We start from the raw sequence: 14,080 nt of genomic DNA, 5'->3' as shown, positions 1-14,080 counted from the left end.
TCTCCGAACGCGGTCGTCCCATTAATATGGATCACATGGAACCGCCGCGACCGAAGAAAAATCAGCGTGGACGCACGTCGGAACCGCATCGCAACCGAACCGCGGCCGCACGCAGTGGCGTCCGGCCGCGAAGGGGTGGGCAGCAGCCAGCGCCCGTCAGTCGTCGCGGCGGCCGCCGTCGGTGGCGGCCGCGCCCGCGCCCTCGTCCGACTCGGCCCCGCGCTGGCTCTTGTAGCGGGCGCGCAGGACGTTGCCGTACATCGAGAGCACGAGCCCCGCGAACAGCACGAGGAAGCCGACGTTGATACCGATCGTCCGCAGCAGGCTTCCCTCGTTGAACGCGAGCTCGCTCGGGACCGGGTAGCCCCCGTAGGTGACCGACGAGAGCAGGACGCTCACGATGCCGAGCACCGCGGCCGCGCCGAACACGTTGACCGCGAGCCGCCAGCTCTTCTTCCGGCGGAGCTTCTCGATGCCCGTCGACTCGTAGTCGTCGGGGTCGCCGTGGAAGCCGGGCGTCTCCTCCTTCGGGAGGAACGCCTTCATCTCAACCGGGTAGAAGGCGGGGTGCATCGCGTGCTCGAACGTGTGGAACATGATCCCCATCAGCATGATGATGCCGAGCAGGCCGTGGAAGGCGACGAACGCCATCGCGGCCGACTGGGAGTTGTAGACGCCGATGAGCCAGGACTTCTGCCAGATGAGGAGCCCCGAGACCATCAGCAGCAGCAGCTCGACGGTGAAGATGGCGATGACGCCCTTGCCGACGTACGACAGCAGCGGGATCTCCTCCGCCTTGTAGCCGGCGAACTGGCGCGCGGCCGGGTGCCGCTCGTCGGCGCGCCCGAGCGCGAACTGCACGTCCTGGATGAACGCCTGCGGGTCGTTCGAGAAGTCGGGCAGCAGGTCGCCGATCGGCGCGCCGTCCGAGGAGCTGAGCAGCATGTACAGCACCCACGTCGTCGTGAGCGCGATGAGCGCGAAGCCGGCCGCGCGGTGGACCGCCAGCACGCCCGCGTTGCCGCCCATCAGCTCCAGGAGCCACCACAGCTCCGCGTTGAACGCGATGGCGTACCCCGTGAAGAACAGCAGGAACACGGTGAGCGCTAAAAGCGAGTGGAAGGTCGTGGTGACCTTCGAGAACTTCCCGTGGTCGAGGCTCGTCATCGCTCCCCCCCGTCGGTCACCGCGGCCTCGCGGCTCGGCTCCTCGCTGCCCGCGGGCGGCTGCATCCGCGCCGCGAGCCGGTGGAACGCCGCCCAGTGGATGAACAGCAGCACGAGGATGAACGCCCCGAGGACGATGTCCGCGATGTGGATCAGCTTGATCGCGCCGTTCAGCAGGGCGATCTCGAGCGTCTCGCCGCTGACGCCGTACACCCAGCTCGAGCCGACGCCGCCGCCGGAGACGGTCGGCCGCACGCGCTGGAGCGCCTCGAACCAGACCCCCTGCTGACCGACGTACCAGACGGAGCCGCTCGCCACGAGCAGCCCGACGACCGCGCTGACGAGCAGCGCCGCGTCGTCGCTCAGCCCGCCGCCTCCGTCCGCCCCGTCGGTCGACTCCGCGCCGCCGTGACCGTCGGCGTCGGCCGCCGGCTCGTCGCCGCCGTCCGCGCCGTCGGTGGTTGGATCGTCGCTCATAGTCTGTCGAACATTTCCGCCTCTTCCTCCCCGAAGATGATGTTCAGGGCGGTCTCGTTGAAGAACGATCCACTGTCGCGCTTGTCGAGCTCGTCGACGATGTCGCCGGTCGAGCCGACGAGGATGGCGTCGGTCGCGCACTCCTCGGCGCAGGCCGGTCCCTTCGAGGCGTGCTGGCGCTCGCGACAGCCCGTACACTTGTCCATCACGCCGCCGGTGCCGAACACCTCGGAGGTGATCGTCCCCTCGCTGTCGGGGAACTGCGGCGCGCCGAACGGACAGCCGGACAGGCAGTACTGGCAGCCGACACAGAGGTCGTCGGTGACCGACACGAAGCCGTCGTCGTTCTTCTGGAGCGCGTTGGTCGGACAGACCGACACGCAGGGTGCGTTCTCACAGTGGTAACACTGCATCGGCAGGGAGGTCTCGCCGGGGCTCTGCCCCTCCGAGAGCGCCGCCGTCTGGCGGGCGTTGTACCCCTCGGCACCCTCCTGCCCTTCGAGCATGGTCGAGATGTCGATACGCTGTTCGTCGTTGGGGACGTCGTAGGTGCGTTTGCACGCGACGACACACGACCCGCAGTCGATACACGCCTCGACGTCGGGGAAGATCCGCATGCCCTCGCCGGTGCTCATCACACCGTCGCTCATCCGCGCCCCGGAGTCGTTTGTTGACATTGTCAGTCGTCTCCGAACGCTTGTTCGTTCATGTCCCAATCACGCACGTCGTAGCCTTTCTGGAGCCCGAGCCGGTCTTCGTCCTGCGGGTAGTCGATGAACTCCATCCCGTACTCCTCGATGCGGGCCTCGGTGGCCTTCTCGATGGTGACCATCCCGGCCTTCGTCTCCTGCATCTGCGTCTCCACGTCGAAGCCGGACGCGGTGACGATGTTGGCGGAGTCCCCGATGGCCATCGGCTTGGCCCCTTCGGGGTACTGGTCGACCTGACTCTGGCCGGCGAAGACGCCGCCCCAGTGGTACGGGAGGAAGATCTCCTCCTGGTTCGGGCGGTGCGTCACCTTCGCCTTCACCAGGATCGAGCTCTTCCCCTGGTTCGTCGGGTGGATGATGACGTGGTCCTCGCCGCCGACCAGGTCCATCTCCTCGGCGATCTCGGGATGGATCTCCGCGTACATGTGCGGCTGGAGGTCGGCCGTCAGGCGGTTGTTCCGCGTCTCGGCGCCGCCGCCCTGATGCTCGACCTGCCGGCCGGACGTGAGGATCATCTGCTGGGCGTCGTCGCTGACGCCGTCCAGCTCGCGCATCGCCTGCTCCTGGACGTCGGCGTTGTTCTGGTCGAGCCGCCAGAAGTTGTGCTGCTGGCCGTTGGCGGGCCACTCCTGGACGAACTCCGCCCGCGGGCTCTCGATGGGCTCGCGGTGGACCGGCACGGTGTCGAGGAAGTTCCAGACGACCGCGCGCGCCCGGCCGCGCCCCGTCGGCGCGTCCGGCTGCGCGAAGTCGTACTGCTCCCACCAGTCGAGGTCGTGGTTGTGGCCGTAGTTCTCGTTGAGCTCCACGGCCGCGTCGTACGGCGACGTGTCCTCGCGGAGCGCGTACTCCTGCGGGAGCGACGGCTGGTCCGGCTCGGTGATGTCGTCCGGCAGCGTCGTCGTGAACGCCGGGTACTGGGGGACGCCCTGGATCTCGCCGTCCCACCAGTCGGGCTCGAAGGAGTCTCGAAGCATGTTGAGCCCCTCCTCGCCCTCGGCGTCGTACGTCTCCTGCATCGGGTACTCCTTGTCGGTCGCCATGGCGTCCCACTCCTCGGGCGTCGGGGCCTGCACGCCCCAACTGGCCCGGAAGTCGTGACCGCCCTCGCGCGGGTCCCGGTCGGACGTCCAGATGATCGGCGTCCCGGGGTGGTCGCCGCCCCAGTAGGGCCACGGGAGCGACCAGTAGTCGCCGGAGACGGGCAGGCCGGGCTTGTCGGCCCGGAGCGTCTCCGTGTTGAACGCCCAGTCGTACTCGGCGTGCTGCTGGAGCTTCTCCGGCGGCTGCTGGTAGCCGATGGAGCGCGTCCCCAGGTTGATCTCGCGGAGCGCGTCCTCGTAGGAGGAGCGCCCGTTGTGGATCTCGTTGCCGGTCCCCCAGTCGAAGTGCTCGCCGAAGCCGAGGTAGTCGGCGAGCTCCTGGAAGATCTGGAGGTCGGGCTTGGAGTTGTGGCCCGGCGGCGCGACGCGCTCGGACCACTGCACCGAGCGGTGCGTGTTCGTCAGGGTGCGGACGTGCTCGTACTGGCTGGAGGCCGGCAACAGGAGGACGTTGTCCTCCTTCGAGAGTGTCCCCGCGACCGAGGGGAACACGTCGACGACCACCAGCAGGTCGAGCGCCTCCATCGCCTTCCGCTGTTTGTCCATCTCGGAGATGGAGTTCGCGGAGTGGCCCCAGTAGAAGGCCATCTTCACCGGGTCCGGCTGGTAGAGCTCCGACTCAAGCAGGCGGTCCTCCTGTTCGAGCGCCGCCTCGTACCAGCGGGCCACCGTCAGACCGCGGTGGAACATCATGTTCCCGTCGGTGTCCGGGAAGCTCGCATCGCGGTCGGACGACGGCGGCTCCCCGTTGATCAGCTCGTACGTCTCCGCGTCCATCGTGGCGAAGTAGTCGTCGTGGAGCTCCTGGGCCGAGATGTCCCCGGAGGTCCACGGGCTCCGGTTCCAGACGTTGGTCCAGTGCTGCCACGAGCCGGGCGCGCCGACGCCGTAGTAGCCGGGCAGGATCGACGACTCGACGCCGAGGTCGGTCGCGCCCTGCACGTTCGCGTGGCCGCGCATGACCTGCAGGCCGCCGCCCGAGCGGGCCGCGGAGCCGGTCGCCAGCGACGTGAGCGCGTACGAGCGGATGTTCTGGGTCCCGTTGTTGTGCTGGGTCCCGCCCATCGCCCACTCGATCTGGATGTTGGGCTTGTTCTCGATCATCAGGTCGCCGAGCTCGGCGAGTTCGTCCTCGCCGATCCACGTCAGCTCGGAGACGGTCTCGAGGTCGTACTGGCCGAGCTCCGGCTCGACGTCGTCCCAGCCCATGACGCGCTCGTCGAGCATCTCCTGGTCGAGCTCGCCCTGCTCGCGGATGTAGTTGACCAGGCCCATCATGATCGCCACGTCCGTCCCGGGCCGCATCCGGTAGTAGTGGTCGGCGTGGGCCGAGGTCTTCGTGAACCGCGGGTCGATGGAGACGACGGTGCCGCCGCGCTTCTGCCCCTCCAGGATGTGCTGCATCACGACCGGGTGGGCCTCCGCGGGGTTCTGCCCGATGATGATGAGCAGGTCGAAGTTGCGGTAGTCGTTGATCGTGTTGGTCATCGCCCCGTAGCCCCACGTGTTCGCGAGGCCGGTGACGGTCGTGGAGTGACAGATGCGCGCCTGGTGGTCCACGTTGTTGGTCCCGAGGAACGCCGCGAACTTCCGGGAGGCGTAGGCCGCCTCGTTGGAGTGGTGCGCGGAGCCGAGCAACATCACGCTCTCGGGGCTGTACTGTTCGACGGTCTCCTCGTAGGTCTCGGCGATCTGCGTGTACGCCTCGTCCCACGAGACCTTCTTCCACTCGCCGTCCTCCTTGCGCATCGGGTGCTTGAGGCGGCGCGGCGAGTGCTCCGTCTCGAGGATGCCGGCGCCCTTCGAGCAGAGCGACCCGTTGTTCAGCGGGTTCTCGTGCCACGGCTCCTGGCCGACGAACGCGTCGCCCTCCTTGACGGCCTTGAACCCGCAGCCGATCGAACAGTAGTTACAGATGACTTTGCTGGTCTCGGCGTCGTCGCCGATGCCGGACTCTTCTTCGTCTTGGCCAAGGACCTGTCCCGTCGCGCCGCCCCCGAGGGCGACCGCGCCGGCGAGCGCGGACGCCTTCATGAACGAGCGTCGGTCGAGGTCGATGGTTACTGGTTCGGATGTACTCATGGCTGCTGCCTCGCGCGCTCGCACGATCGACCCCGGCAGCCGCGGGATACGGCGGCGTCCGCGCCGCCCCCCGCTCCGTCCGGTCGCTGCGGTCGCGTCGGCGCGCCTAGCATGCGTTCCGAGGCACGGACTCTCGGTTATTAATCTTTTGCCACCACGGACGGGGGACCATCCGGCAAAACCGGCCGACAGCACGGAGAATGATAAGCAAACCGACAGTATGTCACGGTTTCTCAGGGGCTTATAAACTCTTCGCGGACAGGCCGGCCGAGGGGGCAAGGTCTATGCCGCTGAGTCGGTAACTCGAGGGCAATGAGGACAGGGACCTTCGTCTGCTCGTGTGCGGACTCCTGTGACATCGACCTGGAGGAGGCCCGCGAGGGCGTCCAGGGGGTCGACGTCGCGGCGAGTTCCAGCATGCTCTGCGGGGACGGGCTCGACGGGCTCGCCGCGGTCGTCGACGAGCGCGACCTCGACGAGCTCGTCGTCACGTGCCCGGAGCCGGCCGCGCAGGACCGGATCCGAGACACGGCGACCGAACTCGGCGTCCACCCCGACGCGGTCGAGTTCGTGGACCAGCGCGAGGGCGCCGGCTGGGTCCACGAGGAGTCGGCCGCGACCGACAAGACCGCCCGCATGGTCAACGCCGCGGCCGCCGGGATGGCCCACGAGGCCGCCCCCGGGAACCACACGCAGGAGGCCGGGAGCCACGTGCTGGTCGTCGGCGACGCCGAGGCCGCGGTCGCGCTCGCCGAGGAGGCGGACGTGACGCTCGTGGCCGACGGCGAGGACCTCTCGGACGCCCCGGACCTCGACGAGGTGACCGTCGAGCGCGGGCGGCCGGTCGGCGTCGAGGGCGAGTTCGGCGACTTCCGCGTCGAACTGCAGGCCGGCGTCACCGAGGACTGCATCTCCTGTATGAAGTGTCTGAAGCAGGGCCCCGACGAGCACATGACCGCGCGCCCGGTGGACATCGACCCCGACGCGCCCCGCGGCGACTGGGAGGAGTGCTGCCCGGTCGACGCCATCGCGGTCGACGGCACCGCACGCGAGATCGCGGCCGACCAGGTCGTCTGGCCGGCCGCGACCCGGCAGGCGCGCGGCGGCCGCGTCGGCTTCTACACCGGGCCGGTCGACGCCGGCACCGTCTCCGCGGTCACCTCCCTGCTCGGCGGCGTCTCCAAGCCCGACTTCCTCGACCTCGCGATGGACGTCTGCGCGGCCGGCGCCTCCAGCAAGCAGGGCTGTACGGAGTGCGTCGACGCCTGCCCCCACGAGGCGGTCTCGCGCCCGCGCGTGGACGAGGTCTCCTTCGACAAGACCGCGTGTCAGAACTGCGGCGCCTGCACCTCCTCGTGCCCGACCGGCGCCGTCCAACTGCGCGAGCCCTCCAACGAGCGGATCGCCCGCGAGGTCGAGGCGCTCGTCACCCCCACCGTCGACGACGACGGCGGCTGGCTGTTCGGTCGCGGGGGCGAGGCGGGCGTCGAGACGCCGGTCGTGGCGTTCGTCTGCTCGGAGCGCGCCGCGGAGGCGCTCTCGGAGTTCGGCCGCCGCGCCGCCCGCGGCGACGACGTGACCTACCCGCCGATCCTCCCGGTGCAGGTGAACTGCACGGACACGGTCGGTGAGGGGCACGTCATGCACGCGCTCGCGTCGGGCGCGGCCGGCGTGGCGATCGTCGGCTGCGGCGGCGAGTGTCTCCACTCCGGCCCCGACCCGAAGGCCGAACTCGTCGACCGGCTCAACCGCGCGACCCGCGACCTGGGCCTCGGCGAGCGCGTCGGCTTCTTCGCGCCCGAGGTCGAGGAGCCGGGCGCCTTCGAGGAGGAACTCGGCCGGTTCGTGGTCGAGACGCTCGAGGAGACGCCGGTTCCCGCCGGCGAGCACGAGGCGACCGGCCGGATCGAGGTGGGCCCGGGCGACGCCGACGGCTCGAACGCGGTCGCCACCGACGGCGGTACCGTGCCGGGCGACGCCCCCGGCGAGGGCGGCCCGTCCACTATCGGTCCGGACCTCGGCCCGCGGCCGAACCCGGACTTCGACTCGCACGCGTGGACGCTGGAGAGCGTGCGGGCGATCCTGGAACACGTCGAACCCGAGCGAGAGGTGATCCGCGGGCTGAAGGACTTCGGGAGCGTCGAGGTGTCGGACGCCTGCACGCTGACGCCCACCTGTTCGAACATGTGTCCGACCGACGCGCTCCACCGCGACACCGAGACCGCCGACCTGCTGTTCAGCCACGAGCGCTGCGTCAACTGCGGGCTCTGCGAGGAGGGCTGCGTCGAGGACGCCATCACCGTCGAGTCGGGCCTCCACCTCGACCAGCTCCCGGAGCGCAACGAGGGCAAGCCGTGGCGCGTCGTCTTCGACGGCGCGATGCGCGAGTGCGCGATGTGCGGCAAGCCGTTCGCCTCGGAGGGCTCTGCCGCGAAGGTTCAGGAGGAGGTCGGCGACGTGGTCGCCGGCATGGCGCCCGAGGGACAGAACATCTTCGACTACTGCGACGACTGCCGGCCGCGCGTGCTGTTCGGCTCCGGCGACGGCCCCGACACCGGCCCCGGAGGTCGCGGCGCGGGCCCGGAGGGTGACCGATGAGCGTCGACCAGAGCGCGCTGTACGAGGCGCGACTGGAGCTCGTGAACTTCCTGATCGACGCGTTCGCGGACTACCCGCCCGAGGAGCTGCTGGAGCGGCTGCTGGAGGGCGAGTTCACCGTTCCCGACCGCGAGGTCTCCGAGGAGTTGGACCGCGGCTTCGCGAAGTTGGAGGAGTTCGCGGCCGAGAACGAGGGTCGCGACCCCGCCGACGTGCGCGAGGACCTCGAACCGGAGTACACGCGCGTCTTCGTCGGCCCGCGGCCGCCGGTCCTCCCCCACGAGACCTACTTCCGGACGGATACGGACTTCCGCGGCGAGGGGCTCGCGAAGGTGGAGGCCTCCTACGGGGCGTCGGGCTGGACCCCCCCGGAGGAGTACCCCGAGGAGAACGACCACGTCGCGGTCGAACTCGCCTTCCTGCGCTACCTCATCGAGCGCCAGCGGGACGGCGACGAGGAGGCGTTCGGCTTCCAGCGCGTCTTCCACGACGAGCACCTCTCGCAGTGGATCGACGACTGCGCCGAGGAGACGCTGACGACCACCGACGAGCGCTTCTACGAGGCGGCCGCGCACCTGCTGCGCGGCTACGTCGCCTTCGAGGAGGAGATCGCGAACGCGATGACCTGAGCAGTCGGCGGCGCGAGTCGGACGGGCGCTCCGTCTCTGACCGCTGCTTCTGATCTGACCGCTGCTTCTGATCTGACCGCCGTTCTTTCTGTGCCCCGACGGAGCCGGGGCTCCGTCGGTCGAGCCGTCGCGAAGATCGGGAGGTCGCCCGCGGACGCGGCCCACGGCGGTCGACGCAACCGGTACGCGATCCGCTGGCGACGGAGAGAGAGAGGCGCCGGAGCGGGATCCGACGCGAGAGACAGACAAGGTCGCGTGCCGTCTCCGGCACGCCGTGCTCACACATGGGCAGGCTTGGGAGGACCGGCGAACCGGTCGGGTGCATGTCAGTGGGATCTGCCCACCAACATGTACGGCCGGTCCGATATAAGGGACCCCGGGCGGGTTCCATCTCGACCGGAACCGGCGACAGATATTTATGCAACGACGGGGACGCGACGGGACGGCCATCCCCGCCGCCCGGCCGGTGGTCGCCCCCGGTCACTCGTCGCCGTCGCAGACCCCGAGCGGGAGGTCCGCGGGCGCGGGCCGGTCGCCGGCGCCGTCGCAGGCGTCGTCGACCAGCGCGGCGACCTGCTCCTCGACGGTGCGCCCGCGGGCCGCCGCGAGCCCCTCCAACCGCTCGTAGCGCTCCGCCGACAGCTGAACCGTTCGATCGCTCATACCGTCCCGATCGCCTCCCACCCTCAAAAACACACCCCACCGTGGCAGGATTCCCCGGCGTCCGGGACGCTACACCACGAATATCGCGGGCTCCGCGGTCTCACGGCGGGCGCCTCACCGCGAGAGGGACACGCGCTCCGCGCCTGTCGCGGCCGCGCGGGCGCGCTCCTCCAGCCACGCCGGCTCGATGTCGGCCATCTGGTCGAGGCCCGCGTTCGTCTCGGGCTGGGCGGGCGCGAACCGGTTACAGCCCGCGGGGATCGACGCCGCCTCGTAGGTGCCGAGCCGCTTTGCCCGCTCGGTTATCTCGTTCTTGTCGACCGTCAAAAGCGGGCGGTGGACCGGAAACTCCGTGACCGAGTCGAGCACGCTCATGTTCTGGGTCGTCTGGCTCGACTTCTGGCCGATCGCCTCGCCGGTGACCACGCCGGTCGCGCCGCGGTCGGCGGCGACCTCCGCGGCGACGCGGTAGAGGAACCGGCGAAAGACGAGCATCCGGCCCTGCTCGAGCAGGGCCGCCAGGTCCGCACAGACGTCGCCGCCGTCGACGACCAGGAGTTCGTCGAGGTGGTTCGGTCCGTAGCGCGCGAGCGTCCGCGCGGACGCCTCCGCCCTGGCGCGATGGTCCGGGCCGCCGAAGTCGCCGAGGTCGACGTACACCGGGAGCACGGGCGCGCCGCGGCGCATCACCTCGAAGGCGGCCACGGGGGAGTCGATCCCGCCGGACAGCAGGCTCACGAGCGGACGCTGGGAGCCGAGCGGGAGCCCGCCCGGGCCGCGGTGTTTCGGGCCGAAGACGTACGCCGCGTCCGGGTGGACCTCCGCCCGGACGACGTAGTCGGGGTCGTCGAGGTCGACGGCCGGTCGGCCCTCGGCGTCGCCCGCCTCGCGGCCGACCCGCGCCTCGAGCGCGTCCAGCACCGCGGCGCCCCCCTCGCGCTCGGCGTCCTCGCTGGTGAACGGGTAGTCGGTCCCGACGCGGTTGACGCGGACCGCGACCGACCCGCCCGCGTAGGTCGCCTCGGCGGTTCGCGCGAGCGCGTCCGTGACTGCCCCGAGGGTCGGGTCGACCGTCGTCGCGGGGCTCGCGGAGACGACGCCGGGCGCGTCGGTGGCGGCCTCGGTCGCGGCCGCCGGCTCCGCGGTCTCGATTAGGGGGCGGTTCCGCCGGTGGCTCACGGACCCCTCGATCCCGCGGTCCGACAGGAGCGCCCGGAGGTTCTCCCCGAGCGTCGACTGCATCCCGTAGCGGACGCGCTCACTCTTGGTGCCGACCTCGCCGACGCGGCAGATCACGGTGTCGGCGTCCGGCGGGAGGGCGTCTGGATCGACGGACGCGGTCGGGACGTGACTCATGGCACACGGTAGCGGCCCGGGCGGTAAATCCCCGCCGGTCGGCGGCCGGGACGGCCGGCTCCGTCCGGACCGAAACCCTTTCGGAGAGACCGGCGAAATCCCGGCCAAATGCGGAACAGCGGACCGCCGAAGGGACTCATCTCCTACCTCGCGCTGGAGCTTCTGGAGGAGCGACCCCGGTACGGCTACGAGCTCCTCAAGGAGATAACCGACATCAGCGGCGGTCACTGGGAGCCCTCCTACGGCTCCGTCTACCCCATCCTCTACAAGTTCGAGGAGGAAGGGTACACCGAGCGTATCGAGCGCGAGGACGAGCCGGACCGCAAGTACTTCGCCATCACCGAGGCCGGCCGCGAGAAGCTCGCCGAGAAGCGGCGCGAGGTGGGGGCGAACGCCCGCGACTTCGGCGACGTGGTGCTCGGCTTCTACCACCTGTTCGCGGCGCTTTCGACCGACGACCGGTTCGCGGTCGACGACGAGGGGGGCGAGTGGTGCTACTCCGAGACGTTCAGCCGCTGGATCGTCGAACAGGTGATCCGCCACCACGAGCGCGACTTCGACGAGTTCGAGCGGTTCGACTGCACGGTCGAGGAGTTCTACGAGCGGTACGCGGACGACGGGGGACCGGCCGACGGGGAGTGACGGCCTACTCGGGGTCGTCCATTTCTGCGGCGTCGTCCGCTTCCGTCGCGTCGTCCACTTTCGTCCCGTCGTCCGCTTCCGTCCCGTCGTCCGTCCCGTCCCCGCCTCCGTCCCGGTGTTTCTCGATGGCCTCCTCGAGCGAGAGTTCGCCGGCGGCCACCTCGCGCGCGAGCGCCTCGTCGATGGTCCGCCCGCCGGCCGAGCGGCGACGCGATTCGTCTTTGATCCGCTGGAGTTCGCCCTCGGTCGGTTCGATCTCCCGCCGGTCGACCGCCTCGCCCGCGATGCGCGCGACGTTGACCGCCGCGAGCACGTCGGCCATCCCGCGGGCGCCGGCGCCGAGGTACGGCGTCGTCCCGGTCTCGTCGACCAGCTCGACCGCGAGGTCGTCGGGGAGGTCGTTCACGATCCGGGCGCCCTTTAGCCGGTCGCCGTCGCCGACGCGAACGAGGGGGTCCGGCGCGCCCGCGACCTCCTCGCGGACGGTGTCGACGGCGTCCGCGAGCGGGACCTGGAACGCGGCGACGACCGTGTCGCCCACGAGCACTGCGATGCCGGGGCTGGGACCGGGGTCAACGCCGACCACGGTCCGCCCGCCGCCGCCCCGGAGCGTGGCCAGCGCCTCGTCGACCGCGGTCCGCGGCTCGTCGGGGTCCGCGGCGACGACGGTCACGTCCTCGCGCCCGCCGAGGTCGACCTCGTCGTCGTCGGTCGCGATGACCACGGTCGCGCGCTCGGGGACCTCCGCGCCCGGCCGGATCGTGGTGAAGGTCACGCCGCGCTCGCGGAGCTCGTCGACGAGGTCGTGATAGAGCCGGAAGTCCTCGGTGGCGACGACGATCACGGCCGGGCGTACCTCCCGGTCGCGAGTAAGCGTGTCGGCTTTCGACTCGGCGATCGGCGCAAAACGAAAGGGGAAGCCCGCGCCGAATCGGCGCGGGCCTGCCGCCCTAGATAGGTCCCCGCTGACGCTTCGGCCCTCCAAGACGAAGCGTCACCCGAGAGAAGCCGCCGTATCCACTTAAGCGTGACGAGCGCGGCATCAGTTCCCGTTTCGGACCGCGTCCGGCCGGCGCGCAGTCGTGCGTTTTCCCGTTCCGGCCGTCGGGTCGGAGCTACCGTCTCGCCGGGTGGTCGGCGGGGAGCCGCGGGCCGCCGCCGGTGGTGTTCTCGCGGAGCGTGTCGCCCTCGTAGCCGTCCGGCTCGCGGATCAGGTCCCGCTCGCGCAGCTCCGGCACGACGAGGTCGACGAAGTCCTGCAGCGAGTCCGGGCGGACGACCTCCTTCACGTTGAAGCCGTCGACGCCCACCTCGTGGAACCAGTACTCCAGCTCGTCGACGACCTGCTCGGGCGTCCCGACGATCTTCGGCGAGGTGGTGCCGAGCCCGGAGAACTCGGCGACCTCGCGGACGGTCCACTCGCGGTCGGGCTGTGAGGAGGTGAACGCGTTCATCGTCCCCTGGATGGCGTCGGTCTCGATGTGCTCGACCTTCTGGTCCGGATCGAGCTCCGACAGGTCCATGTCGAGGAAGCCGGACAAAAGCGCCAGCGTCGCCTCGACGTCGACGTTCTCCTTGTAGGAGTCGTACTTCGCTTCCGCGATGGCCTCGGTCTCGCCGACGACCGGGACGACGCCGATGAAGAACCGGAGGCTCTCGGGGTCGCGCCCGGCGTCGGCCGCGCGCGCCTTCACGTCCTCCATGTACTCGACGACGCCCTCCTCGGTGGGCTGGCTGGCGAACACCGCCTCCGCGTTGCGCGCGGCGAAGTCGCGGCCGTAGTCGGAGGACCCGGCCTGATAGATGACGGGGGTGCGCTGCGGCGAGGGCTCGCAGCCGTGCGGACCGGGGACCGAGAAGTGCTCGCCCTCGTGGTCGACGGCGTGGACCTTCTCGGGGTCGGTGTAGCGGCCGGCCTCGCGGTCGACCTCGACGGCGTCGTCCTCCCACGAGTCCTCCCACAGGGCGTAACAGACGTCGAGGAACTCCGCGGCGCGGTCGTAGCGCGTCTCCTTGTCCATGCGTTCGTCGAGCCCGAGGTTCGCGGCCGCGGACTCCAGGTAGGAGGTGACCACGTTGAGCGCGACCCGGCCGTCGGTGAGGTGGTCGAGCGTGGAGAACTCCCGCGCGAGCTGGTAGGGGTGCGTGTAGGTGGTCGAGCGCGTGACCGCGAAGCCGAGGTCGTCGGTCACCTCCGCCATCGCGGGGACGACGAGCTGCGGGTCGTTCGCCGGCGTCTGGACCGCCTTCTCGACGGCGGTCTCGCGGTCGTCGCCGTACACGTCGTAGATGCCGCGCACGTCGGCGAAGAACACCGCGTCGAACCCGCCGCGCTCGGCGGTGCGGGCGACCTCGGTCCAGTACTCCCGGTCGGTGTACCGGTGCGACTGGTCGCCCGGATACGTCCACGACCCCGGCGAGACGTGCTCGACGGAGTTCATGGTGAAGAGGTTGAAGCGCATCTGCTCGGACATGCGCCGCGATACGCCCCCCACGCGGTAAACCTCGGAGAAAGTGGCGGTGTTTGTGGCTATCTCGCCCGCCCGCGCGGCGACCGTCACCGACGTCGGCAATCCGTGCGGGAGTCCGGCGATGTGTGCCGACTTCGGTACCCGGCGCGAGTCCCGTTCCGGCGGCGCCGACTCGCAAACCCC

11 protein-coding genes are annotated in these 14,080 nt (G+C 70.2%); 3 read left to right on the top strand and 8 right to left on the bottom strand.

Going from position 1 to position 14,080, the window contains the following annotated elements:
- Positions 1-156: 156 nt before the first annotated feature.
- The 4 genes from ACZ432_RS05790 to ACZ432_RS05775 are packed head-to-tail and all read right to left on the bottom strand — an operon-like array spanning position 157 to position 5,538.
- On the bottom strand, positions 157-1,167 hold the full coding sequence (locus ACZ432_RS05790; protein ID WP_426964549.1) for a cytochrome b/b6 domain-containing protein: 1,011 nt from the start codon (positions 1,165-1,167) through the stop codon (positions 157-159).
- Positions 1,164-1,643: a hypothetical protein gene (locus ACZ432_RS05785; RefSeq protein ID WP_426964548.1), complete on the bottom strand. Its 480-nt coding sequence runs from the start codon at positions 1,641-1,643 to the stop codon at positions 1,164-1,166. Before ACZ432_RS05785 ends, ACZ432_RS05790 begins: the two co-directional genes overlap by 4 nt.
- Entirely contained in the window at positions 1,640-2,320 is a 681-nt protein-coding gene (locus ACZ432_RS05780) for a 4Fe-4S dicluster domain-containing protein (RefSeq protein ID WP_058366297.1), read from the bottom strand. The genes ACZ432_RS05785 and ACZ432_RS05780 overlap by 4 nt, the downstream gene beginning before the upstream one ends.
- Before the next feature lie 2 nt (positions 2,321-2,322).
- Complete coding sequence (locus tag ACZ432_RS05775) at positions 2,323-5,538, bottom strand: molybdopterin-dependent oxidoreductase (protein ID WP_426964547.1); 3,216 nt, start codon at positions 5,536-5,538, stop codon at positions 2,323-2,325.
- 312 nt (positions 5,539-5,850) lie between these two features.
- Between ACZ432_RS05775 and ACZ432_RS05770 the strand changes: the two genes are divergently transcribed.
- Positions 5,851-8,136, top strand: a complete 2,286-nt coding sequence (locus ACZ432_RS05770; protein WP_426964546.1) for a hydrogenase iron-sulfur subunit — start codon at positions 5,851-5,853, stop codon at positions 8,134-8,136.
- Positions 8,133-8,765, top strand: coding sequence for a TorD/DmsD family molecular chaperone (locus ACZ432_RS05765; protein WP_426964545.1), 633 nt, complete (start codon positions 8,133-8,135; stop codon positions 8,763-8,765). Before ACZ432_RS05770 ends, ACZ432_RS05765 begins: the two co-directional genes overlap by 4 nt.
- 480 nt (positions 8,766-9,245) lie before the next feature.
- Here ACZ432_RS05765 and ACZ432_RS05760 read toward each other — a convergent pair whose 3' ends face one another.
- Both ACZ432_RS05760 and ACZ432_RS05755 read right to left on the bottom strand, forming a co-directional pair.
- Positions 9,246-9,428, bottom strand: a complete 183-nt coding sequence (locus tag ACZ432_RS05760) for a hypothetical protein (protein ID WP_426964544.1) — start codon at positions 9,426-9,428, stop codon at positions 9,246-9,248.
- 114 nt (positions 9,429-9,542) lie between these two features.
- Entirely contained in the window at positions 9,543-10,784 is a 1,242-nt protein-coding gene (locus tag ACZ432_RS05755) for a tRNA sulfurtransferase (protein WP_426964543.1), read from the bottom strand.
- Between the two features lie 108 nt (positions 10,785-10,892).
- Here ACZ432_RS05755 and ACZ432_RS05750 point away from each other — a divergent pair, with 108 nt between their 5' ends.
- A complete protein-coding gene (locus tag ACZ432_RS05750) occupies positions 10,893-11,426 on the top strand; it encodes a PadR family transcriptional regulator (protein ID WP_426964542.1) in 534 nt (177 codons plus the stop codon).
- 4 nt (positions 11,427-11,430) lie between these two features.
- On the opposite strand, the gene ACZ432_RS05745 is transcribed toward ACZ432_RS05750, so the two are convergent.
- Together ACZ432_RS05745 and ACZ432_RS05740 are read right to left on the bottom strand one after the other, a co-directional pair.
- Positions 11,431-12,270: a hypothetical protein gene (locus ACZ432_RS05745; protein WP_426964541.1), complete on the bottom strand. Its 840-nt coding sequence runs from the start codon at positions 12,268-12,270 to the stop codon at positions 11,431-11,433.
- Positions 12,271-12,541: 271 nt separating this feature from the next.
- The gene (locus ACZ432_RS05740; protein WP_464378861.1) at positions 12,542-13,867 is read right to left on the bottom strand and encodes an LLM class flavin-dependent oxidoreductase; all 1,326 of its coding nucleotides are present in this window, start codon (positions 13,865-13,867) and stop codon (positions 12,542-12,544) included.
- Positions 13,868-14,080: the final 213 nt, after the last annotated feature.

Source organism: Haloparvum alkalitolerans, assembly GCF_055381565.1.
The sequence above is the reverse complement of the archived record's forward strand: the minus strand, read 5'-3'. Positions and strand labels throughout refer to the sequence as shown.

Bases quoted from the DNA above. Each gene is read 5' to 3' on its own strand.
- ACZ432_RS05790 (WP_426964549.1), bottom strand. From the start codon at position 1,167: ATGACGAGCCTCGACCACGGGAAGTTCTCGAAGGTCACCACGACCTTC.
- ACZ432_RS05785 (WP_426964548.1), bottom strand. From the start codon at position 1,643: ATGAGCGACGATCCAACCACCGACGGCGCGGACGGCGGCGACGAGCCG.
- ACZ432_RS05780 (WP_058366297.1), bottom strand. From the start codon at position 2,320: ATGTCAACAAACGACTCCGGGGCGCGGATGAGCGACGGTGTGATGAGC.
- ACZ432_RS05775 (WP_426964547.1), bottom strand. From the start codon at position 5,538: ATGAGTACATCCGAACCAGTAACCATCGACCTCGACCGACGCTCGTTC.
- ACZ432_RS05770 (WP_426964546.1), top strand. From the start codon at position 5,851: ATGAGGACAGGGACCTTCGTCTGCTCGTGTGCGGACTCCTGTGACATC.
- ACZ432_RS05765 (WP_426964545.1), top strand. From the start codon at position 8,133: ATGAGCGTCGACCAGAGCGCGCTGTACGAGGCGCGACTGGAGCTCGTG.
- ACZ432_RS05760 (WP_426964544.1), bottom strand. From the start codon at position 9,428: ATGAGCGATCGAACGGTTCAGCTGTCGGCGGAGCGCTACGAGCGGTTG.
- ACZ432_RS05755 (WP_426964543.1), bottom strand. From the start codon at position 10,784: ATGAGTCACGTCCCGACCGCGTCCGTCGATCCAGACGCCCTCCCGCCG.
- ACZ432_RS05750 (WP_426964542.1), top strand. From the start codon at position 10,893: ATGCGGAACAGCGGACCGCCGAAGGGACTCATCTCCTACCTCGCGCTG.
- ACZ432_RS05740 (WP_464378861.1), bottom strand. From the start codon at position 13,867: ATGAACTCCGTCGAGCACGTCTCGCCGGGGTCGTGGACGTATCCGGGC.